Here is a 21,023-nt window from a genome sequence, read left to right as displayed (position 1 = left end):
GTCTCGTCAACCGTTTCGATCGGGCCCCGCCGTTGCCGACCGCGATACGGCTTTCCCTCCGGCCTGCCACGGTCGGGTATGGACGTCGCGATTCTGCTGTACGAGGGGTTCGACGAACTCGACGCCGTCGGTCCGTTCGAGGTGTTCGGCTACGCCGAGGACGAGGGCGCCGACCTGCACGCGCGGCTCGTCTCGCTCGACGGCACCGGGCCCGTAACCGCCAGCCACGGCATGCGCGTCGAGGTCGACGGCCTCCTCCCCGACCCGGGCGAGGTGGACCTCCTGGTCGTTCCTGGCGGCGGCTGGAACGACCGGAGCGAGGCCGGCGCGTGGGCCGAGTACGAGCGCGGGGAGATCCCCGACGCGATCGCCGCGCACCACGACGCCGGCGCCCGGGTCGCCTCCGTCTGTACCGGCGGGATGCTGCTCTCGAAGGCGGGGCTGCTCTCCGGCCGGCCGGCCGTCACCCACGCGGGCGCGATCGACGACCTCCGAGGGACCGACGCCGACGTGCGGGAGGAGCGGGTGATCGACGACGGCGACGTGCTCACGGCGGGCGGCGTCACCTCAGGGCTCGACCTCGCGCTCCACGTCGTCGAGCGCGAGGCGGGCGCCGAGGTGGCCGAGGCGGTGGCGACCGTTCTCGAGTACCGACGCCAGCACGAGGCGTACACGCCGCAGCCCGCGGACTGACTCACGACTTGGCGACGGGGAGCACCGACAGCGCGGCGAGCAGCGCGACGACAGCGAGCGCGTACCACCCGACGGCGTAGCCGATTGCGTCGGCGAGGTAGCCGAAGGCGGGCGGCGCGAGGAGGCCGCCGACGTTGATCGCCGCCTGGCCGCCGGCCGTGGCCGCGCCGACCTCGTCGTCCGGGACGAGCCCCGTGAGGCAGGCGTAGTAGACGCCTGGGAAGCCGAGGACGAACAGTCCGAGCGCGAGGAAGGCGACCGCGGCCGAGACGGGAGCACCGGCGAGCGCCACGGCGACGAAGCCGACGCCCGTGAGGACCGCCTGTGCGACGAGCACGAGCGCGCTCGCGTCCGCTTGGCCCGGGAGCCTGTCGGCGATCGCCCCTCCGGCGAGGCGACCGACGCTCCCGGTCACCTGTACGCCCGCGAACGTCGCCCCGGCGAAGCCGGCCGCCGCGGCGACGGTGCTGTCCTGCATGTAGACGACGAGGTAGCCCGTGGTGGTGAACACCGCCGCACCGAGGAACACCCCCGCGAGCAGCAACCCCCGGTAGCCGTCCACGTCGAGCAGCCCGTGAACGTCGGGGAACGAGAGCACGCCGCTTCCCGGCCGGCCCTCGTAGTCCCAGCCGAACGCGAGGGCGACGACGCCGGCGACCGCCGCCGCGACGAGGAAGCCGGTGCGCCAGTCGCCGTTCGTGCCCGCGGTCGTGACGAGCAGCGCGGAGAGCCCCGACCCGGCGGTGACGCCGACCTGCTTCACGTTCATCGCGATGTTGCGCCGCCCCTCGGGTGCGACGACGAGCACGGCGCGGTTCGTCGCGGGCATCGCCGTCGCGTACGCCATCCCGACGAAGACGAGCGCGGCGAGCAGCCACGGGTAGGTCGGCGCGACCGCGACGGCGACCATGCCGACGCCGAGCAGCGTCAGCCCCGCGAGCATCGCCGGGCGCTCGCCGTAGGCGTCGACCGCGGCGCCGGCACCGGCAAGCGCGACGGTGTAGCCGAGCATCACTGCCGTCACGGCGATACCTGTCAGGAAGCCGGAGAGACCGAACCCCTCGCGGATGAACCCGGTCGATGCGAACACCGCATAAAAGCAGAGGCTGGCGGTCAACTGCCACCCGCCGACCATCCCGACGCCGCGCCATTCGCGCACGGGGAGGCGTTCGCGGTGAGGGGTCCTCTCACCTTCGATGTGGCCCGATGGGTTCGCGCGCGCTGGGCCTCCCGTGTGACGGATTCCCGAACCCTTTCTCAACATTTAACAGCTATCCGAACCATCTACCGGACGAGGTGACTCTATGAGCGAACACGAACTCGATCCCCTTCCGTACGACTACGACGCGCTCGAACCACACATCTCCGAACAGGTGCTGACGTGGCACCACGACACCCACCACCAGGGCTACGTCAACGGCTGGAACTCGGCCGAGGAGACGCTGCAGGAGAACCGCGAGTCCGGCGACTTCGGCTCCTCCGGCAGCGCGCTCCGCAACGTGACCCACAACGGCTGTGGGCACATCCTGCACACCCTGTTCTGGCAGAACATGAGCCCCGAGGGCGGCGACGAGCCGTCCGGGTCGCTCGCGGACCGCATCGAGGAGGACTTCGGCTCGTACGACGCCTGGAAGGGCGAGTTCGAGGCCGCGGCCAAGAACGCGAGCGGCTGGGCGCTGCTCGTCTACGACTCGTTCAGCAACCAGCTGCAGAACGTCGTCGTGGACAAGCACGACCAGGGCGCGCTCTGGGGCAGCCACCCACTCGTCGCGCTGGACGTCTGGGAGCACTCGTACTACTACGACTACGGCCCGGCCCGTGGCGACTTCATCGACGCGTTCTTCGAGGTCGTCGACTGGGAGGAGCCGTCGTCCCGGTACGAGCAGGCTACCGAGCTCTTCGAGTAAGTCGTTCGACGACGACTGCGTCGACCTCCACTTTCTTTCGACCCGACCGCTCAGCCGCCGCTCCCGCCGAGCTCCAACCGGTCCGCGCCCTCGGCGAGGTCCTCGATCCGGTTCGAGAGGTCGTCGAAGTCGTAGTTCTCGCCGGGGTCGAAGCTCGCGAGCAGTCCGATACGGCGATCGCCCGCGAGCAGGAACGTCCTGAACTGCGTGAACGCGTCGAACCCCCTGACTGTGTAGTTGTAGCCGGTGTAGTGGAGCTCCTCGAAGGTCCGTCGGGTCACGTACCCGTACCGTTCGTTGTCCAGGTATCCCGACACGTCGACGTCCGCCACCCGACGCTCGACGTCCTCGCGGACGTACAGCGACTCGTGGGTCTCCTCGTCGAACAGCCACGCGTCCCGGAGGGCGTCGCCGCCGAACTCCCGGAGCGACGCGATCAGTTCGTCCTTCGCCTCGTCCATGCTACGGTACGCCTTTCCATCTCGGGTCAAAACCGTTCGGGTCCGCGAACGCGTCCGACACGCGTCCCGTCCATCCGTCCTGTCTGATCTCGTTCACCGTCACGTTCGTCCGTCCGCTCCGATACCTCAGGAACTGCTACGGCTGCGTACGGTGGAGACCCAGGATTCGCTGCAACCGTGCCCTCGTGGGGGCGGGAGCGCCGCGAGGCGGGACACGGCGCGGAGGGCATCCGTCGGTATTTACGGGGCGCGCGTCCTACCTCCAGGCATGCCGACACCGAAGTCGGAGTTCCAGGAACTCCACCCCTGTGACTTCTACACGCCAGAGGAGCTCCTCGAGGAGGATCAGATGTACACCGTCTACGAGATCGCGCGCCTCCTCCAGGGGCTCGAACCCGACGCGAACATCGACGAGGGGACCGAGGAGATCCTCCTCGACTGGACCATCCCGTGGGTGATGCGTCACGCCGACGACCTGGTCGTCGCCGAGCCCCGGACGGACGAGGAACCGGGCTACTACGGCCGCGAGGAGGCCGGCGACCTCGACGACGAGGAATGAGACTGCTCGTCGCCGGGGGCGACCGCGTCGACGCGGGGAAGACGACGTTCGCGGTCGGCCTGGCGGCCCGCCTCGCCGCGGAGGGGGTCGGTGACCCGGATTCGGGTCGGTCGGTCGAGCCGTTCAAGCCCCGCGCGGGCAACGACTACTGGTTCGACCACGACGACGTGCTGGCCGCGACCGCGGACGGTCGACTGTACGGCAAGGACGTCCGTCGGCTCACCGACGTCGCCGGCGGCGTCCCCGAGGAACGGAACCCGGTCCACCGGCTCTGGCGGCCGACGCCCGGCCGCACGGGGATGCTCGGCGACCCCAACCGGACGTTCCTCCTCGACCGGGTGTCGACCCCCGACGGGACGACGTGGGTCCGCAACGCCAACGTCGACCTCCCCGACCCGATTCGCGAGCGACTGCCGGTCGCCGACGCGCGCGACGTCGACTCGGTCGAGGCGTTCAACGACGCGATGCAGGCGATCCACCTCCCGGCGCTCGAAGGCGTGGCCGAGCGCGTCCGCGCGGCCGACGCGGCGCTCGTGGAGTCGTACGGCGACGTCGCGGACCCGCTTCCCGGCGCCGGCGTCGACTACGACGCGGTGGCGGCCGTCGAACCCGGTCGGGCGCGGGTGTACGACGGCGACCGCTGGGAGGCTGCGCGAGCGGCCGCCGCCGGCAGCGACGCCGAGGGGCAACTGGAGGAGCGCGTCGAGCCAGTGACGAGGATGGTCGACCCCGTCTCGACCCACGCGCTCCCCGCGCTGTCGGGGCCGGAGCGCGCCGACCCCGACTCTGTCTCCGACGCGAATCGGTCAGCATACGACGCGCTGCTCGGCGTCGCGGGGGAGTAGTCGAGCAACCCGACCGCCTGCCTATCCCATTCGGGCCGAGCGCGCTGCCAGTTCCACGTCCTGCGACGGGTTCGTGAGGACGCTCGGCCCGTGCCCGACGTGGAGTTCGCGCAGGTCGTCGCCGACCCGTCCGTACACGCGGTCGATGCTGTCGATCAGAGCCTCGCGGTTCCCCTCCGCGAGGTCGGTGCGGCCGAAGCCGCCGTTCTGGAAGACGAGGTCGCCGGCGAACAGCACGCCCGCGTCGGGGGCGTACAGGCAGAGGTGGTCGTCCTTGTGGCCCGGCGTGTGCAGCGCCTCGTACTCGGCGGTCCCCATGGTCACGGTCCCGCCGTCCGGGAGTTCGTTGTCCACCTCGTCCAGCGCGGTGTCGAACCCCCACGTCTCCACGTCGAACGCGTCGCGCACGTGGGCAAGGTTACCGACGTGGTCCGGGTGCGTGTGGGTGAGCACGACGGCGTCCAGGTCATCGACGTGCTCGCGGATTCGGGAGGCGACGTCGAAGTTCGACCCCGTGTCGACGAGGACGCGTCTCCCGGGCTCGCCGTCCTCCGTTCGGGGCGGGGCGTCGGCGCGCGGGTCGCCGGAGACGAGGAACGCGTTGCTCGTGAACGCCTGCACGCCGGCGGCGAGGTTCCGGATCATTGGCGTGTGTTCGTCCGGGTGGGACTTCGCGTTTCGCATCGATACCCCGTCTCAGTTGCTATGTTGCACACTGTTCGTGACGACGAGTGGACCACTACCCAAGTGGACCACTACCCTGAGCGTGATGAAAGACCTCACCCTCCCCAGCCGATTCGCTTGCCTTCGGCTCACATTATCCCTCGCGCGCGTGCCGGCTGGCCTCCGTGCCAGCCGGCACGCGCCACCACAGCCGGCCGATACCCACAACCCAATTGCGGGGCCACTTCTGAGGTGCTTCCAGCGTCGGTCCGCATCGCGACCGGGTAACCGCACTAGAATGTTTTTTCTCCCGGCGGGTACCCTCGCCTGGTATGCAACAGTACCTCGACCTCGTCGAGCGCGTCCTCCGGACCGGGACGCACAAGCCCAACCGCACGGGGGTCGACACGCTCTCCTCGTTCGCGGAGGGGTACGAGGTGGACCTCGCCGAGGGGTTCCCGCTCCTGACGACGAAGGACCTCTCGGGGTTCCGGTGGAACTCGCTCATCCACGAGTTCCTCTGGTACCTCTCCGGGGAGCAGCACATTCGGACCCTGCGGGAGGAGACGGGCATCTGGAACGCCTGGGCCGACGAGGAGGGCAACCTCGACACGGCCTACGGGCGGTTCTGGCGGCGCTACCCCATCCCCGACGAGGGCCTGCCGGGCGAGACTTGGGCCGAGGAGGGCCACCGCTGGGTGAACGACGACGAGCGCACGTTCGACCAGATCCAGTACGTCCTCGACATGCTCCGGGAGAACCCCAACTCGCGACGGATCGTCGTGAACGCCTGGCACCCCGCGAACGCCACCGTCTCGACGCTCCCGCCGTGTCACTACACGTTCATCTTCAACGTCCAAGGCGACCGGCTGAACCTCCAGCTCGTCCAGCGCTCGGGAGACATCGCGCTCGGCGTCCCGTTCAACGTCGCCGCCTACTCGCTGCTGCTCACCGCCGTCGCCCAGCGCACCGGGTTCGAGCCCGGCACCTTCGCCCACACCGTCACCGACGCGCACGTCTACTGCGGGAGCGGCGACCGCGGGGCTTGGTACGGCGAGCACGGCGACGACCTCGCCGACAGACTCGCGGACGTGACCGAGCGCGCGGAGTACCGCGAGGTCGCCGACTGGGTCGAGCGCGAGGCCCCGCCCGAGGCCGACGACGAGGAGGACATGGACCACGTCCCCGGCCTGCTCCGCCAGCTCTCGCGTGAGCCCCGCGAGCGCCCGCTCATCGAGGTCGCCGACAAGCCCCTCGAGGAGTTGACGTACGACGACGTCCGCCTCCGCGAGTACGACCCCGCCGAGGGAATCCGGTTCGCGGTCGCCGAGTGAGCGATGGACCTGGTCATCATCGCCGCCGTCGCGGCCAACGACGTCATCGGCGCGGACGGGGACATCCCCTGGCACCACCCTGAGGACCTCCGGCACTTCAAGGAGACGACGATGGGGAGCCCGGTCGTCATGGGCCGTCGCACCTACGAGTCCATCGCGCGCGACCTCGGCGGGCCGCTCCCCGGCCGGACGAACATCGTCCTCTCCCGGTCCGCCCCGGACCTCGGCGGGGGTCCCGACGCCACTCCCGCGTCCGACTTGCCCGACGGGGTCGTCGTCGTCGGCTCCCCCGACGAGGCGGTCGCGGCGGCCGAGGCGACGGGCGCGGACACCGTGTACGTCGCCGGCGGCGGCGCGGTGTACGAGGCGTTCCTCGACCGCGCGGACCGGCTGGTCCTCACCGAACTCCACGACGCCCACGAGGGGGACACGGTGTTCCCGGAGTGGACCCGCGGGCGATGGCGGGAGGTGGACCGTGAGGAACGGGACGACTTCGATTTCGTGGTCTACGAACGGATCGACGGGTGATCGACGCGGCTCCGACGGTCGGACTGCCGTCGCCTACCCCGGCTGTTCGAGTCGGTTCAGCCGAGCGAAAGGTCCGGCACGTCTGAGCGAAATCGCTTTCCGACGGCCGGCCGCCCGTCCCCCATGGGACGACCCCGCGCCGCCGTCGTCTGCTGTCTCCTCCTCGTCCTCGCCGGCTGCGCGTCCGTGTCGGTGCCGGGCGATCCCGGCCAGCCGACTGGGGAACCGGCAACGGCCACTGACGGGACGTCCGGAACGAGCACGCCGCCGGCAGATGGGACCACGGTGACCGTCGTCGAGGTCGTCGACGGCGACACCGTGAAGCTCCGCTACCCGAACGGGACGCGCGACACGGCCCGCCTGCTCGGGGTCGACACGCCCGAGGTGTACGGCGAGAACACGCCGGGCGAGTTCGAGGGCGTCCCGGACACCGACGCCGGGCGGTCGTGCCTTCGCGAGTACGGCGACCGGGCGAGCGCGTTCGCGAAGCGGCAACTCGTCGGCGAGGAGGTCACCATCACCTTCGACGCCAACGAGCCGCGACGGGGCTACTACGACCGCCTGCTCGTCTACGTCCACCACGACGGCCGGGAGTTCAACCACCGGTTGATCCGTCGCGGCCTGGCGCGGGTGTACGACTCCTCGTTCGAGAAGCGCGACGCCTACTACGCGACCGAGTCCGCGGCGATGGACGACGGACGCGGGCTGTGGGCCTGCCGCGACGGCGACGCCGGGACAGGCACGGCGACCGTGACGAGGACCGCGTCCGCCACCGCGTCGCCGCCGACGGGAACCGGCGTCGTCGTCTCGGAACTGCACGCCGACGCCGAGGGCGCCGACGGCGAGAACCTGAACGACGAGTACGTCGTCGTGACGAACCGGGGGGACGAGGCGGTCGACCTGAGTGGCTGGACGCTCACCGAGGCCGCCGGACGCACGTACACCTTCGCGGACGGGACGACCCTCGCCGCCGGCGCGTCCGTGACCGTCCACGTCGGCACCGGCGAGGACTCCGACGGCCACCGGTACTGGGGCCGGGAGAGCCCCGTCCTCAACAACGACGGCGAGACCGTGACGCTCCGCGACGCGAGCGGCGAGGTCGTCGCGGAGCGGTCCACCTGAACGGGTGAACTGATAACGGATCCGGCGCGGCCACCGACCAATCGGGATCAATGACGAACGGGCGGACGGGATAACTGCGGGCAGACGGGATAACTGCGAACGGATGAGACAGCCAGCCCTTACGTGGCCGGACCCACCAGGTACTGGTATGAGTAGCAAGGCGACCTTCGAGGTGTACGAGGATCGCGTGGACGAGTGGCGCTGGCGGCTCGTCCACGACAACGGACGGATCATCGCGGACTCCGGCGAGGGGTACGCGAGCAGGCAGAAGGCCACCGAGGGGTTGGAGAGCGTCAAGCGGAACGCCCCGGACGCGGACGTCGTTCGGGTGGATGGGTGAGCGGTCGCTACAATTCCCTTTAGGGAGGCTTTTTCCGGCGCCGACACATAGCCGAACTCGATGACCGATACCGTGAGAACGAGCAGCGCTGGAGGTGCGCGATGAGAGGAAACGACCAGCAGGCGTACGACCGCGGGACGTCGCTCTTCTCGCCGGACGGGCGGATCTACCAGGTCGAGTACGCGCGGGAGGCGGTCTCGCGGGGCGCGCCCTCGGTCGGCGTACGGACGGCGGACGGCATCGTCCTCGCCGCGCAGGCCCGAGCGTCCTCGACGCTGATGGAGTCCGAGTCTATCGAGAAGCTGCACAAGCTCGACGACCACGTCGGCACCGCGAGCGCCGGCCACGTCGCCGACGCCCGACAGCTCATCGACTACGCCCGGCGGATGGCCCAGGGCAACCGCCTCCGCTACGGCGAGTCGGTGGGCGTCGAGACGCTGACGAAGTACGTCACCGACCACATCCAGGAGAACACCCAGCGCGGCGGCACGCGACCGTACGGCGCCGCGCTGCTCGTCGGCGGCCTCGAGAACGGCAGCCCACGGCTGTTCGGCGCGGATCCGTCCGGGACGCCGCACGAGTGGAAGGCGACCGCCATCGGCGGTTCGCGCGGCGAGATCCAGGAGGTCCTCGAGGAGGGCTGGACCGAATCGCTCTCGCTCGACGGCGGCATCGACCTGGCGCTGCGCGCCCTGCTCACCGCGGACGACGAACTGGACGCGGGGGATCTCAGCGTCGCCACCATCACCGAACACGACGGCTACCAGTCGCTCACCGTCGAGGAGATGGAGGAACTCCTCGAGGGGATCGACGTCCCCGACGACGGGGAGAGCGAGGACGAGGAGGAGTAGGCCCGCCACCGGCCGCCGGTGGGGCATCGGAATTCGATTCTTCAGAGCCGAACGCCGAGCCGCTGGTCCGTCAGCGTCTCCGAAATCGAACGCTCGACCCGCCGAGGCCCACGGGGGTACCCGGGTTGCCCCAACCTCCCCCTTTTAGCACGACGGTGTCGTCCTCGGCGACATGACCGACTCCGTCACGCTCGACCGAATCCGGGTGTTCCCCGTGAAGTCCCTCGACGGCGTGGACGTGGACGCCGCGAGGATCGGGCCCGGCGGGCTCGACCCGGACCGGGAGTTCGCCGTCCTCGACGCCGACGGCGAGTACGTGAACGGGAAGCGCGAACGGGAGATCCACCGCGTCCGCGCCGAGTTCGACCTCGACGCAAGGCTCGTCGGGCTGGCGGCACCGGGGATGGACGACGCGACGTTCCACCTCGACGACGACCGCGCGGCGATGGCCGACTGGCTCGGCGAGTTCCTCGGCTACGAGGTGTCGCTCGTCGCGGAGCGACCCGGCGGCTACCCCGACGACACCGAGGCCCACGGCCCGACGGTCATCTCGACGGGGACGCTCGGCGAGGTGGCGTCGTGGTACGACGGGATCACCGTCGAGGGGATGCGACGGCGGCTCCGCGCGAACCTCGAACTCGCTGTGCCGGAGCCGTTCGCGGAGGACCGACTGTTCACCTCGCGCGGCGAGCGGGTCGGCTTCCGCGTCGGCGACGCACGGCTGGAGGGCGTCAACCCGTGTCAGCGCTGCGTCGTCCCGTCCCGCGACCCCGACACGGGCGAGGAGTACCCGGGGTTCAGGGAGCGGTTCGTCGAGAAGCGGCGGGCGACGATGCCGGAGTGGAGCGGGGGCGACTGGTTTGACCACGACTTCCGGCTGATGGTGAACACCGCGGTTCCGGCCGACGCGCACGGGGAGGAACTCCGCGTCGGCGACCCGGTGGAGGTACTCGAGGCGGTTGAGGCCGGGGAGTAGTCGGGCTCAGACCGCGTTCCGTTCCGCCTCGATGCGATCGACGTACGCCTCCGTCACGCGCTCGAGGATGCGCTCGCCGGCCTCCCCAGTCGCCTGTCGGGGGTCTCCGAGGACGCCGTTCTCCGTGATCGACCTGAACCCCTCGCTGAGCAACCGGGCGGTGCTGACCTCGCCCTCGTGACCCACCTCCAGTTCGTCGATGCGGACGAGGCCCTCGTCCACCGCCATCACGACGGCCGTCTCCGCGGCGCCCGCGTGGATCACCGGCTCCTCGTCCAGTCCAGCCTCGCGCAGCCCCTCGTTCTGCAACGCCATGAGCTCGTGGAGGTCGGCGACGGCGATCACGCTGGCGTCGATCTCGCGGGCGACGTCGGGCGCGACGGTGTTGACGGGCGCGAAGTTGCCGCCGTGGGTCGGCACGAGGGCGATGTGCTCGAAGCCGTGCTCGTCCAGCGACCGGCAGTACCCCCGAACGGTGTCCATCAGCGTCTCCGGGGGAACCGTGATCGTCCCGGGGAACTCCATGTGGTGACGGAGCATCCCGGTCGAACGGTCGGCGCCGCGAGCGCGTCGCCGAGGCCCTCCGCGATTCGCCGCGCGAGTTCGTCGCCGGCCAGCGTGTCCATGACGAGCGGCAGGTGCGGACCGTGCTGTTCGATGGAGCCGACGGCGACGACGGCCGTCCGCGTTCCGTTCTCCAGCTCCGATTCGACCTCCGTCCAGGTACGCTCCTCGAGGAGAACCGACGTGTGAGAAGACATCGTTCCTCGACGTCGTCGACGACGAACATAAACGTTGGTCCGCTACGCGGCCGCTACGCCCGGTTCTCGACTCGTTCGACCAGCCGGCGGACGAGGGCGTACTCGATCGCGTAGAACGCCGCGGCCGCCACGGTGACTACAGCTACCGCGGGGATGGGCGGGGGGCCGTCGAGTCTGGTTCCGATTCTGAGGAGGAGAGTTACCTCTAACGCCAGCGCCAGGGGCCCGAACAGTACGATCCCGGCGAACGCGACCCTGAACGGGAACCGCCCGTAGTGGCGGATGAAAGTCAGGTACTCCTCCGCAACCCTCCCGAGCACCGCCTCACGCCCCGTCCGAGTACTCCTCGTACTCCTCCGGCGTGTACGTCTTGATCTCCAGCGCGTGGACCTCCCTCGTCATCGCGTCGCCGACCGCGTCGTAGACGAGCTGGTGCTGCTGGACGAGCGACTTCCCCTCGAAGGCGGGCGAGACGACGACGGCGGCGAAGTGCTGGTCCTCGTGGTCTGGGTCGGGCGCGCGGGGCGTCGTCACGGTCGCCTCGGCGTCCTCGATGCCGGCCTCGATGGCCGCCTCCACGTCTTCGGCGTTCATGGTCGTGTCTGGGATTCCGGAGGGGAAAAGCGGTCGGATGCTCGTTCGGTCCCCATTGGCCGTCAGGTTGCGTCGGTTCGACTGGCACCACGACCGCGAACGTTCTCGGCCTCTTCAGCCCCACCTATCTCGGTTTCGTCCACGAGCAACCCAGTCGAAGTGGAAAGCGTCGCTACGTCGCTCACCGACGGGCTTACGCGGCCCCCGACTCCATCGGAGCGCGTGACCGACGACGCGACGCTCGTCCGCGAGCGCATCCTGGCCGGGCACGCGGACCTCCTCGGGACGGTGGCCGACTGCGCCGAGGCGGTCGCGGCCGGCTGGGACGGCGACGCGACGGCCGACCGCGAGGCGGTGGTCCCGCCGCTGCGCGCCGCGCTGGAGCGGGCCGGCGCCCTCAGCCGGCTTCCATCGTTGCTACACACTGCCGCCGAGGCGCTGGGGACGTCGTTGCCGGCGGAGCCGGTGGCCGCCCCGCCGTACGTCGTCGTGACCGCGACCGGGCCGGTCGTCCGCGCGACGTTCCCGGACCGCGGTCGGCTGGTTGTCGAGATCCGCGTGTTCGCGGTCGAACCCGGCGGGGGCGGGGACGACCCGCGGTACCGACGCGTCACCGCCGACGATGCGGACCCCTCGCCGGCGGTCGGCGTCGCGTTCCGGTGACGGCGGCCTTTTGGTGGTCGGTTCCGTCCCGGCGCGTATGCGAATCGTCGACTACGACCTGTACGCGGTGCCGCCGCGCTGGCTGTTCCTCCGCATCGAGACCGACGACGGCACGGTCGGCTGGGGCGAACCCGTCGTCGAGGGGCGGGCCCGGACCGTGAAGGAGGCGGTCTCAGAGCTGATGGACGACTACCTGCTCGGCGAGGACCCCCTCCCCGTCGCGGACCACTGGGAACGGCTCTACCGCGGCGGGTTCTACCGCGGCGGCCCGGTGCTCATGTCCGCCATCGCCGGCATCGACCAGGCGCTGTGGGACATCAAGGGCAAGCACCTCGGCGCGCCCGTCCACCAGCTCCTCGGCGGGCCGGTCCGCGACAGGGTCCGGGTGTACCAGTGGGTCGGCGGCGACAGGCCAGAGGGCGTCGCCGAGGCGGCCCGCGAGAAGGTCGACGCCGGCTTCACCGCCCTGAAGATGAACGGGACGCCGGAACTGGAGCGCGTCGAGTCCCCAGCGGCGATCGAACAGGCCGCCGAGCGCCTCCGGACGGTCCGCGAGGCGGTCGGTCCCGAGGTCGACATCGGCGTCGACTTCCACGGCCGGGCGACCAAGACGGCCGCGAAGCAACTGGTCGCCGCCCTCGAACCGTACGAGCCGTTCTTCGTCGAGGAGCCGGTCCTCCCGGAGCACGACGACGCGCTCGCGGACATCGCCGCGTCGACCTCCATCCCGATCGCCACCGGCGAGCGGATGTTCCACCGGACGGACTTCAAGCGGATCCTCGAGGAGAACGCCGTGGACGTCATCCAGCCGGACCTCTCGCACGCCGGCGGCATCACCGAGGTCCAGCGCATCGCCGCGATGGCGGGCGCCTACGACGTGTCGGTCGCACCCCACTGCCCGCTCGGGCCGGTCGCGCTCGCCTCCTGCCTCCAGCTCGACGCCGTCGCGCCGAACGCCCTGATCCAGGAGCAGAGCCTCGACATCCACTACAACGAGACGAGCAACGTGCTCGATTACCTGGCGGACCCCTCCGTGTTCGAGTACGAGGACGGCTACGTTCCGATTCCCGACGGCCCGGGGCTGGGCATCGAGGTGGACCGGGACGTGCTGGAGGAGCGCGACGGCCACGACGACTGGCACAACCCTGTGTGGCGCCGTCCCGATGGGTCCGTGACGGAGTGGTGATTACGGGTCGTCGACGCATCCCGCGTTTCTCCTTCTCGCTCTGCGACCGCTGACGCGCTGACGATCGTGGAAGCCCCCGCGGCCCCTTCCATTCCCACCCTGCCGGATTCCGGCGAAGTGACGCGACCCCGACTACCGAACGTGCACGCTGCTGGTAGTCCCCACTGAGCGTTTGCAGATCGACGGTCAGGGGGATGCGGCGGGCGCGAACGCGAGCGGCGCCGTCAGGCATCGGGAGCCGCGCCCGCCGGGAGGACTGGGGACAGGGCGCAATGGCGACCGACCGTCCAGGGTGCGGGATTGAAAGGAGCCGAGACGCCGGGGGCTTTCGAACCGCTCCGATCGGCGATAACGACGTCCCAACGGACAGTGTCCCATTCGCACCAGACCTGAAGTCCCTTGCAACCGATAGAAAACACATCGAATGACCAGCATCGACAACTCAGCCATCGAGGCGAAGCGGCTCCCCTCCCGATTCCGCGACAGGACCGCCGTCGTCACCGGCTCGACCCGCGGCATCGGCGCCGAGATCGCGCGCCGACTCGCGGCGGAAGGGGCGAACGTCGTCGTCACCGGACGCTCCGAGGAGTCCGGACGCGCGACCGTCGAGGACGTCGAGGACGTCGGCGGGGACGCCGTCTTCGTCCGGGCGGACCTGCGCGATCCCGACGACATCGCGGCGCTGTTCGAGGCGACTTCCGAGCGCTATGGCGGGCTGGACGTCCTCGTGAACAACGCGGGCGTGGAGACGACCACTGCTGCCGACGAGGCGACCATGGACGACTGGGAGTCCGTCTTGGAGACCGACCTCCGCTCGTACTGGCTCTGTGCCAAACACGCCCGCGAGTACGTCGACGAGGGTGCGATCGTGAACGTGTCATCGAACCACGCCCACGCGACCACGCCGGGGATGTTTCCGTACAACGCCGTCAAGGCCGGCGTCGACGGGATGACGCGGGCGATGGCGCTCGACTTCGGGCCGAACGTGCGCGTGAACTCCGTCGACCCCGGCCTCGTCGCGGTCGACCGGACGACCGGGGAGATGTCCGTGGAGCGCCGCGAGGAGCTTGCGAGCATCCACCCGACGGGACGCATCGGCAGGCCCGAGGACGTCGCCGCCGCGGTCGCGTTCCTCGCGAGCGACGAGGCCGGGTTCGTCACCGGCGCGAACCTGACAGTCGACGGCGGGCGGACGGCGGTGCTGCAGGACGACACCCTGCCGGACTATCGGGAGCGTCGGGAATAGGGCGGGAGGTCCCCGAACGCGGAGAACCGAGCGGACGGTCCCCCGTCGATTCCCCCTGCCCAGTCAGTCTACACTCCCTCGATCAGCGGCGGACTCGGTCGTCGTCGTATCGAGCCCGAAGAGCGCGTTCCCGCCGCAAAAGCAGGTGAGGTAGTTGACGAGCAATCCGCCCCCGGCGAGGGCCGCGGTGACAGCCTTGGTCCGCTCGCCGTCGAGTAGCGCGGCGACGGCGACGACGAGCAACCAGCTACCCAGTACGCCCCGTACCACTCGGTCCAGACCGCCGACGTTCCGAATCACGACGTGAACCGGATACGAGCCGACGGCAGGAAGTAGTTCCCCCGGTGTCCTCGGGCTGTTTATGGGCGTCCTTCGAGGGTGTCCGCGAGAGCCCTACGACAGTAACCCTTCGAAATGAGACGAAGTCGGATCCAGCCCGATTACCATCGTCGGCGCCAGGTCGGACAGGCAGACTGCGGGCGACAGCGCGCCCGAGTGCGTCCGCGTGGTCGTCGACAGGGTCGGGGGACGGCGGGTCCGCGCCTACTTCCCCTCGAACTCGGGCTCGTCGTCGGACATGAACGCCGTCACGCCCTCCATCAGGTCGTCGGTCGCCATCAGGTGGCCGAACGCCTGCGCCTCGATCTCCAGGCCGGCGTCGGTGTCCTCGCGACCGCGGAGCATCGCGCGCTTCGTGTAGCGCTGGGCGACCGGCGGGCCGGCCGCGAGGTTGCGGGCGAGTTCGAGGGCGCGCTCCTCGAGCTGCTCGTTCGGGACGACCTCGTTGAGGAAGCCGTAGTCCGCCATCGTCTCGGCGTCGTAGCGCTCGGCGGTGAAGATGATCTCCTTGGCCCGCCCCTCGCCGACGATGTGGCGCAGGCGCTGGGTGCCGCCCCAGCCCGGGAGGAGCCCGAGATTGTGTTCCGGCTGGCCGAGTTCCGAGCGCTCGGAGGCGACCCGGAGGTCCGCACAGGTCGCGAACTCCATCCCACCGCCGAGGCAGTAGCCGTCGATGCCGGCGACGACCGGCACGTCGGCCTCCTCGAACTTCCCGAAGGTCGTCTGGCCCTTCCGCGAGAGCTCGACCGCGCCGAGCGGGTCCGCGCCGCCGGCGGCCATGCTCTGGACGTCGGCGCCGGCCGAGAAGGCGCGGTCGCCCTCGCCCGTGACGAGCACGGCGCGCACCTCGTCGTCGGCGTCGAGCAGGTCGATCGCCGTCGAGAGCTCGTCGAGCATCTCGGCGGAGACGGTGTTCATCCGATGGGGACGGTCGAGGACGATGCGGCCGACGTTCCCGTCGCGCTCCAGCCGGATGGCGTCGAACTCCGGGGCTCCCTCCCCGTCGTCGCCGTTCGCTTCGTGGAACCCCTCGCCCGACTCGGCGAGTTCGCGGAGGAGCGGGACGACCTCGTACCGCTCCGCGCCGGTCTCCTCGTGCAGGTCGTCGAGCGACTCGACGAGGGTGTCGAGCCCGCCGGCGTCGGCCATCTTCGCCGGGCCGTCAGGGAAGCCGGCGCCGAGCATGACGGCGCGGTCGATGGCGTCCGCGTCGGCCACGTCGTTGCCGACGAGCCCGGCGACCTCGTTGGCCATCACCGCGAGCAGTCGGTCGCGAACGTCCTCGCGGCCCGCGTCGGAGGGGATGTCGGCGCCGCCGTCCTCGTAGTCGTAGAACCCCTCGCCGGTCTTCTTGCCGAGCTTCTCGTTCTCGACCTTCTCGGCGAGCAGGGGGCACGGCTCGTAGGCCGGGCCGAGCACCTCGTGCATGTACTCCAGCACGTGGTAGCCCACGTCGACGCCGACCTGGTCGGCCAGCTCGAAGCTCCCCATCGGGAGGCCGATGTCGAACTTCGTCGTGGAGTCGACCTCCGCGACCGTCGCGTCGCCCTCGTGGACGATCCACGCCGCCTCGTTCATCAGCGGGACGAGCACGCGATTCACGATGAACCCCGGCGAGTCCTTCCGGACGCGGACGGGCGTCTTGCCCATCTGTTCCGCCACGTCCTCGACGAGTTCGAGGGTGCCGTCGGCGGTGTGGGTCCCGGAGATGACCTCGACGAGCTGCATGCGCACCGGCGGGTTGAAGAAGTGCATCCCGCAGAACCGCTCGGGGCGATCGGTCACCTCCGAGAGCTCCGTGATGGAGAGGCTGGAGGTGTTCGAGGCGAAGACGGCGTCCGCGGGGGCGTATTCCTCGACGTCCGCGTACACGTCCTTCTTGATGTCCATCTTCTCGGGCACCGCCTCGATGACGAGGTCGGTGCCGGCGACGGCCTCCTCCACGTCGACGAGGGGCGTGACGCGGTCGAGCGCCGCGTCCGCGTCGCCCTGCGAGATCTGGTCCTTCTCCGCGAGCTTCCCCAGGGACCACTCGATCTGGTCGTAGCCGTTCCCGACGAACTCCTCGTTGATGTCGCGCATCCGTACCTCGTAGCCGGCGAGCGCGGCCACCTCGGCGATGCCGTGACCCATGTTCCCGGCGCCGAGGACGGTCACCGTCTCCACGTCTGATGCGTCCATGGTAGGCGGGTCGAACGGGCCCGGATTCAACGTTTCCCCTCGAGCGCGCGTGAACGGAACTCCCGTTCACCGTCGTTCCCGTTCATCGCCTCACGTGCAGACGCGTGTTTCTCAGCCCATTCCGGCGTCCGTGACTCCGCCCGGCGCGACGTCCGCTACTCGGACTCGTACTCGGCCCAGATGTACCGCGTCGCCACCGATCGGTAGGGTCGCCACTGCTCGGCCACCTCGCGCATCTCGGCCCGCGTCATCTCCGCGCCCTCCCCGTACAGCTGTTCGATGCCCCGCCGGACGGCCAGGTCGCCGAGCGGGAGGATGTCCTCCCGCTCGAGGACGAACAGCAGGAACATCCGGGCCGTCCAGTCGCCGACGCCCTTGATTTCGGTGAGTTGGTCGACCACCTCGTCGTCGGAGTAGGCGGCCAGCCCCTCGCGGGTGAAGTCCCCCTCACGGAAGGCGTTCGCCGCGTTCCGAAGGTACTCCACCTTCATCCGGGAGAGGCCGGCCTCGCGGAGCGCCGGTTCCTCGGCCGCCAGCACCATCTCGGGGTTGACCTCGTTGTTCAGGAGGTCGAACACCCGTCCCTTGACGGCGGCCGCGCTCGCCGTCGAGAGCTGCTGGTTGATGATGGAGACGCACAGTCGCTCGAACTCCGACCACTCACGCTCGGAGTACGGGTCGTGTCGGTCGATGAGTCCCGCCATCACGGGGTCCTGTCGCAGTACGGAGTGGGCTTCTTCGTGCATGGTTCGATCGCGATCGATGGTGGGTACGGGGGGCTGCTCGGCTGAAAGGCTCTCGGTTGTCGCCGCGGCGGTTCGTCGGCGGACCGGCGACCGCGGGGCCTGGCCGGTGCTCAAGCTGACTTGACACCCTGCGGCCTACCTTCCTGTCTGCCTACCTACCGCTGAAAAACGATCCTGTCGGCGGCTACGCGTCGTCCTCGTCGTCGTCCTCGTCGGGGTCGTCCTTCATCTCCTGCAGCCGGGAGACGAGGTCGTCGGTCGAGGCACCGCTGTCGAACGTCATCTCGCCCTCGTGCTCGTTCTCGTGTGCGTCGACGGTCGCCTCGTCCCCGGGTCCCTCGTTGGACTGTTGCCGTTCCTGCTCGGATTCGTCGTAGCTACCAAAGCCCATACTCGTCCCGAGGAGCCCTGCACGGAAAAGAGGTCTGACTCTCCGGCTCCGGTCGCGGATCGGGGTTCATCCCTCACTCCTCGCCCGACTCCTCCTCCTCCTCCTCGTCGCGTTCCTGGCTGACAGTCTCGTCGGCGCGCCGCCTCACGTCGACCTGGTAGTGCTCGAGGATGTCCCGGCCGAGCAACAGCGGGTACTCCATGTGCGAGCGGTCCTCGACGCTCGCGGTGACGGTGTGCTGGTCGCCGCCGATGCCGACGACGAGGTCGACGACCGGCCGCGCCTTGCCGCGCTTCATGCTCCCGGACTTCACGCGGGTCATGCTCTTGATGGGGCCGGCGCCGATCTCGGCTGCGAGTTCCGTGTCGATCGAGGAGCGCGTCGCGCCCGTGTCCGACTTCGCGAACGACTGCGTCGAGCCGCGGGTGCCCGCGACGACGACCTCCTCGATGTACCCGATCAGCGGCGTGTCCTTGGGCCGTTGCTGGGACCCCCTCGGCATGCACGAAGGGACTGAGTCGTCGAGGACAGTGGCGAGTTCCGCCACGCGGTCGTCGTCCACGGTTCCCCCGGCGCGCTCGATGGCGAGTTTGGCGATGTACGGGGCGGGCGAACGGCCCGTCGCCTTGAACAGTCCCTTGAACCCCGCCGTCGGGTTGACCTCGAGGACGTACCAGCCGTCGAACCCCTGCACGAGGTCGACGCCGGCGTAGTCCAGTCCGATCGTCTCTGCGGCCGCGATCGCTAGTTCTTTCGCCTCATCGTCGAGGCTGTCGGTCGCGTCCTCGACGTCGCCGCCGAGCGCGACGTTCGTCCGCCAGTCGTCGTCTGGCGCGTAGCGGTTCATCGCGCCGACGATCTCGCCGTCGACGACGTACACCCGCTGGTCGTGGTGGCGCACCTCGTCGCGGTCGATGAGCTCCTGGAGGAACGCCTGCCGGTTGCCGACCATCGGGTTCACCGGCTCCCGGAGGTCCAGTTTCCAGGTGCCGCCGCCGTGGGTGCCGATGGCCGTCTTGTAGACTCCCTCGGGCGTGAAGCGGCTCCGGCCCTCGTTCAGGCCGGCGTTCGAGAGCGCAAGGAGCGCGTCGGGAACGCGGATGCCCGCCTCCGAGAGCGCGACGGCGGTTGCGAACTTGTGGACGGCCGTGAGCACCGCTTCCGGCGGGTTGAGAGTCGGCCGCGCCTGCGCGAACGTTCCCGCAAGCCCCAGGCCCTCTGCGGGCTCCGGCGTGTTCGAGAGCAGCATCCGGTTGGCGATCACGTCGACGTCCGGCTCGATCTTCACCTCCCCCTCCTCGATGCTGACCGACGCGTTCTCCTCGCGCAACCACTCGGGGTCGTGCCCCAGGTCCTCCACGGCGTTGCAGATCGCCTTCGACTCCTTGCTCGTGTGGAGCGCGAGCACGCCCACGCGAACCGGATCCTCGTTCATACCGATTCGTGCCACGGCGCGAGTAAAGTTCTCCCGGTCCTCGTGGCCGCCTGTGACGTTTTCGGGCGCTGTCAGGACTGCTTCGGGGCCGCTGACCGGGGCGTCCCGGAATCAGCGATGATATCGTTCCGCGCAACCTTATACGGGTCGACCCCCACGCTCGGGTATGAACGACGACGGGGCGTTCACCTACGATGGGGGAACTGTCGCGCCCGGCGAGCGCGAGAACCTCCGGTTCGTGGTGAGCGAGACCTACCTCGGCGACCCGGTCCGCATCCCCGTTACCGTGGTGAACGGTGAACGGGACGGGCCGACGGCGTTCCTCTCGGCGGCCGCCCACGGCGACGAACTCAACGGCATCGAGGTCGTCCGCGAGGTGGCCCACGAGTGGGACCTCTCGGACCTCGCGGGGACGATCATCTGTCTCCCCGTGCTGAACGTCCCGGCGTTCCTCGCCCAGCAGCGCTACCTGCCGGTGTACGACCGCGACCTGAACCGATCGTTCCCGGGGTCGCCCGGCTCGACGAGCGCAAAGCGGATGGCCGACCGCATCTTCCGGAACTTCATCGAGCCGTGCGATCTGGGGCTGGACTTCCACACCTCGACCAGGGGACGGACCAACATGCTCCACGTCCGGGCGGACATGTCGGACCCCGCGGTGGCCCGCGTCGCCCGCGCGTTCGGGACCAACGTCGTCATCGACAGCGAGGGTGGGTCGGGCATGCTGCGGGTCGAGGCGTCCGCCGTGGACACGCCGACGATCACCGTGGAGATGGGCGAGGCCCACCGCTTCCAGCGACCGCTCATCGACGAGGCGCTGGAGGGCGTGCTGAGCGTCTTCACCGAGTTCGGGCTCGAACTGGGGGACGCCGTGCGCTGGCCCGGCTGGCGCACCGTCATCACCAACTCGAAGGAGAAGACCTGGCTCCGGGCGGACGCCGGCGGCATCGTGCACATGCACTTCGACCACGGCGCGCTCGTCCACGAGGGCGACATCGTCTGCACCATCACCAACCCGTTCAAGGACGACAACGTCCCGGTCGAGGCGCCGTTCACGGGGCTGCTCGTCGGCGTGCTCGAGAACCCGGTCGTCTACCCCGGGAACCCGCTGTGTCACCTCGTCGAACTGGACGAGCGGACCAGGCGGGTCGTCGAACGGGAGCAGTCGCCCAACGGCGTCGGCGAGACCTGACCCGACCCTC

Annotated in this window: 24 protein-coding genes and 1 pseudogene; 14 read left to right on the top strand and 11 right to left on the bottom strand. The window is 69.8% G+C overall.

What is annotated here, in order from left to right; all coding sequences use genetic code 11:
* Window positions 1-78 precede the first annotated feature (78 nt).
* Window positions 79-693 (top strand): DJ-1/PfpI family protein, encoded by a 615-nt coding sequence (locus HUG10_RS04990; RefSeq protein WP_179168509.1) that lies wholly within the window; start codon window positions 79-81, stop codon window positions 691-693.
* A 1-nt stretch (window position 694) separates the two neighbouring features.
* Here HUG10_RS04990 and HUG10_RS04985 read toward each other — a convergent pair whose 3' ends face one another.
* Window positions 695-1,852: an MFS transporter gene (locus HUG10_RS04985; RefSeq protein WP_246310218.1), complete on the bottom strand. Its 1,158-nt coding sequence runs from the start codon at window positions 1,850-1,852 to the stop codon at window positions 695-697.
* A 145-nt stretch (window positions 1,853-1,997) separates the two neighbouring features.
* Between HUG10_RS04985 and sod the strand changes: the two genes are divergently transcribed.
* Window positions 1,998-2,600: a superoxide dismutase gene (sod, locus tag HUG10_RS04980; protein ID WP_179168507.1), complete on the top strand. Its 603-nt coding sequence runs from the start codon at window positions 1,998-2,000 to the stop codon at window positions 2,598-2,600.
* 50 nt (window positions 2,601-2,650) lie between these two features.
* On the opposite strand, the gene HUG10_RS04975 is transcribed toward sod, so the two are convergent.
* Window positions 2,651-3,061 carry a DUF7522 family protein gene (locus tag HUG10_RS04975; RefSeq protein WP_179168506.1) on the bottom strand — a complete coding sequence of 137 codons (411 nt, stop codon included), beginning with the start codon at window positions 3,059-3,061 and terminating at the stop codon, window positions 2,651-2,653.
* A gap of 268 nt (window positions 3,062-3,329) precedes the next feature.
* Here HUG10_RS04975 and HUG10_RS04970 point away from each other — a divergent pair, with 268 nt between their 5' ends.
* Together HUG10_RS04970 and HUG10_RS04965 are read left to right on the top strand one after the other, a co-directional pair.
* A complete protein-coding gene (locus HUG10_RS04970) occupies window positions 3,330-3,620 on the top strand; it encodes a DUF5827 family protein (protein WP_179168505.1) in 291 nt (96 codons plus the stop codon).
* A complete protein-coding gene (locus tag HUG10_RS04965; RefSeq protein WP_179168504.1) occupies window positions 3,617-4,465 on the top strand; it encodes an ATPase in 849 nt (282 codons plus the stop codon). Before HUG10_RS04970 ends, HUG10_RS04965 begins: the two co-directional genes overlap by 4 nt.
* 21 nt (window positions 4,466-4,486) lie before the next feature.
* Here the strand turns inward: HUG10_RS04965 and HUG10_RS04960 are convergent, their stop codons facing one another.
* Entirely contained in the window at window positions 4,487-5,110 is a 624-nt protein-coding gene (locus HUG10_RS04960; RefSeq protein ID WP_179170997.1) for an MBL fold metallo-hydrolase, read from the bottom strand.
* Window positions 5,111-5,460: 350 nt separating this feature from the next.
* Here HUG10_RS04960 and thyA point away from each other — a divergent pair, with 350 nt between their 5' ends.
* The 6 genes from thyA to HUG10_RS04930 all read left to right on the top strand — a co-directional run bounded on the left by thyA (window position 5,461) and on the right by HUG10_RS04930 (window position 10,279).
* Window positions 5,461-6,462, top strand: a complete 1,002-nt coding sequence (gene thyA, locus HUG10_RS04955) for a thymidylate synthase (protein ID WP_179168503.1) — start codon at window positions 5,461-5,463, stop codon at window positions 6,460-6,462.
* A 3-nt stretch (window positions 6,463-6,465) separates the two neighbouring features.
* Window positions 6,466-6,990 carry a dihydrofolate reductase gene (locus HUG10_RS04950; RefSeq protein WP_179168502.1) on the top strand — a complete coding sequence of 175 codons (525 nt, stop codon included), beginning with the start codon at window positions 6,466-6,468 and terminating at the stop codon, window positions 6,988-6,990.
* Between the two features lie 123 nt (window positions 6,991-7,113).
* Complete coding sequence (locus HUG10_RS04945) at window positions 7,114-8,112, top strand: lamin tail domain-containing protein (RefSeq protein WP_179168501.1); 999 nt, start codon at window positions 7,114-7,116, stop codon at window positions 8,110-8,112.
* 148 nt (window positions 8,113-8,260) lie between these two features.
* On the top strand, window positions 8,261-8,452 hold the full coding sequence (locus HUG10_RS04940; protein ID WP_218780646.1) for an HVO_2922 family protein: 192 nt from the start codon (window positions 8,261-8,263) through the stop codon (window positions 8,450-8,452).
* A 101-nt stretch (window positions 8,453-8,553) separates the two neighbouring features.
* A complete protein-coding gene (gene psmA / locus HUG10_RS04935) occupies window positions 8,554-9,303 on the top strand; it encodes an archaeal proteasome endopeptidase complex subunit alpha (RefSeq protein ID WP_179168499.1) in 750 nt (249 codons plus the stop codon).
* A gap of 172 nt (window positions 9,304-9,475) precedes the next feature.
* A complete protein-coding gene (locus tag HUG10_RS04930) occupies window positions 9,476-10,279 on the top strand; it encodes an MOSC domain-containing protein (protein ID WP_179168498.1) in 804 nt (267 codons plus the stop codon).
* A gap of 6 nt (window positions 10,280-10,285) precedes the next feature.
* On the opposite strand, the pseudogene HUG10_RS04925 reads toward HUG10_RS04930, so the two are convergent.
* The 3 genes and pseudogenes from HUG10_RS04925 to HUG10_RS04915 all read right to left on the bottom strand — a co-directional run bounded on the left by HUG10_RS04925 (window position 10,286) and on the right by HUG10_RS04915 (window position 11,634).
* Window positions 10,286-11,040 (bottom strand): annotated as a pseudogene (locus tag HUG10_RS04925) (creatininase family protein).
* A gap of 53 nt (window positions 11,041-11,093) precedes the next feature.
* Window positions 11,094-11,360, bottom strand: a complete 267-nt coding sequence (locus HUG10_RS04920; protein WP_179168497.1) for a hypothetical protein — start codon at window positions 11,358-11,360, stop codon at window positions 11,094-11,096.
* A 4-nt stretch (window positions 11,361-11,364) separates the two neighbouring features.
* Window positions 11,365-11,634 (bottom strand): BolA family protein, encoded by a 270-nt coding sequence (locus tag HUG10_RS04915; protein ID WP_179168496.1) that lies wholly within the window; start codon window positions 11,632-11,634, stop codon window positions 11,365-11,367.
* 222 nt (window positions 11,635-11,856) lie between these two features.
* On the opposite strand from HUG10_RS04915, the gene HUG10_RS04910 reads away from it, so the two are divergent.
* The 3 genes from HUG10_RS04910 (at window position 11,857) to HUG10_RS04900 (ending at window position 14,729) form a co-directional block, all read left to right on the top strand.
* Window positions 11,857-12,297, top strand: a complete 441-nt coding sequence (locus tag HUG10_RS04910; RefSeq protein WP_179168495.1) for a hypothetical protein — start codon at window positions 11,857-11,859, stop codon at window positions 12,295-12,297.
* A 37-nt stretch (window positions 12,298-12,334) separates the two neighbouring features.
* Entirely contained in the window at window positions 12,335-13,483 is a 1,149-nt protein-coding gene (gene dgoD, locus HUG10_RS04905) for a galactonate dehydratase (protein ID WP_179168494.1), read from the top strand.
* A gap of 424 nt (window positions 13,484-13,907) precedes the next feature.
* Entirely contained in the window at window positions 13,908-14,729 is an 822-nt protein-coding gene (locus HUG10_RS04900) for an SDR family NAD(P)-dependent oxidoreductase (protein WP_179168493.1), read from the top strand.
* Window positions 14,730-14,792: 63 nt separating this feature from the next.
* Here HUG10_RS04900 and HUG10_RS04895 read toward each other — a convergent pair whose 3' ends face one another.
* The 5 genes from HUG10_RS04895 to HUG10_RS04875 all read right to left on the bottom strand — a co-directional run bounded on the left by HUG10_RS04895 (window position 14,793) and on the right by HUG10_RS04875 (window position 19,821).
* On the bottom strand, window positions 14,793-15,029 hold the full coding sequence (locus HUG10_RS04895) for a YgaP family membrane protein (RefSeq protein ID WP_179168492.1): 237 nt from the start codon (window positions 15,027-15,029) through the stop codon (window positions 14,793-14,795).
* Between the two features lie 243 nt (window positions 15,030-15,272).
* On the bottom strand, window positions 15,273-17,249 hold the full coding sequence (locus tag HUG10_RS04890) for a 3-hydroxyacyl-CoA dehydrogenase/enoyl-CoA hydratase family protein (RefSeq protein WP_179168491.1): 1,977 nt from the start codon (window positions 17,247-17,249) through the stop codon (window positions 15,273-15,275).
* Window positions 17,250-17,404: 155 nt separating this feature from the next.
* Window positions 17,405-17,995 (bottom strand): DNA-3-methyladenine glycosylase family protein, encoded by a 591-nt coding sequence (locus tag HUG10_RS04885; protein WP_179168490.1) that lies wholly within the window; start codon window positions 17,993-17,995, stop codon window positions 17,405-17,407.
* A gap of 184 nt (window positions 17,996-18,179) precedes the next feature.
* Window positions 18,180-18,386: a DUF5786 family protein gene (locus tag HUG10_RS04880; RefSeq protein WP_179168489.1), complete on the bottom strand. Its 207-nt coding sequence runs from the start codon at window positions 18,384-18,386 to the stop codon at window positions 18,180-18,182.
* Window positions 18,387-18,459: 73 nt separating this feature from the next.
* A complete protein-coding gene (locus tag HUG10_RS04875) occupies window positions 18,460-19,821 on the bottom strand; it encodes a putative ATP-dependent zinc protease (protein ID WP_218780645.1) in 1,362 nt (453 codons plus the stop codon).
* 166 nt (window positions 19,822-19,987) lie between these two features.
* Between HUG10_RS04875 and HUG10_RS04870 the strand changes: the two genes are divergently transcribed.
* Window positions 19,988-21,013: a succinylglutamate desuccinylase/aspartoacylase family protein gene (locus tag HUG10_RS04870; RefSeq protein WP_179168488.1), complete on the top strand. Its 1,026-nt coding sequence runs from the start codon at window positions 19,988-19,990 to the stop codon at window positions 21,011-21,013.
* The last annotated feature ends 10 nt before the right edge of the window (window positions 21,014-21,023 follow it).

The organism is Halorarum halophilum, assembly GCF_013401515.1.
GTDB classification, from domain to species: domain Archaea; phylum Halobacteriota; class Halobacteria; order Halobacteriales; family Haloferacaceae; genus Halorarum; species Halorarum halophilum.
The sequence above is the reverse complement of the archived record's forward strand: the minus strand, read 5'-3'. Positions and strand labels throughout refer to the sequence as shown.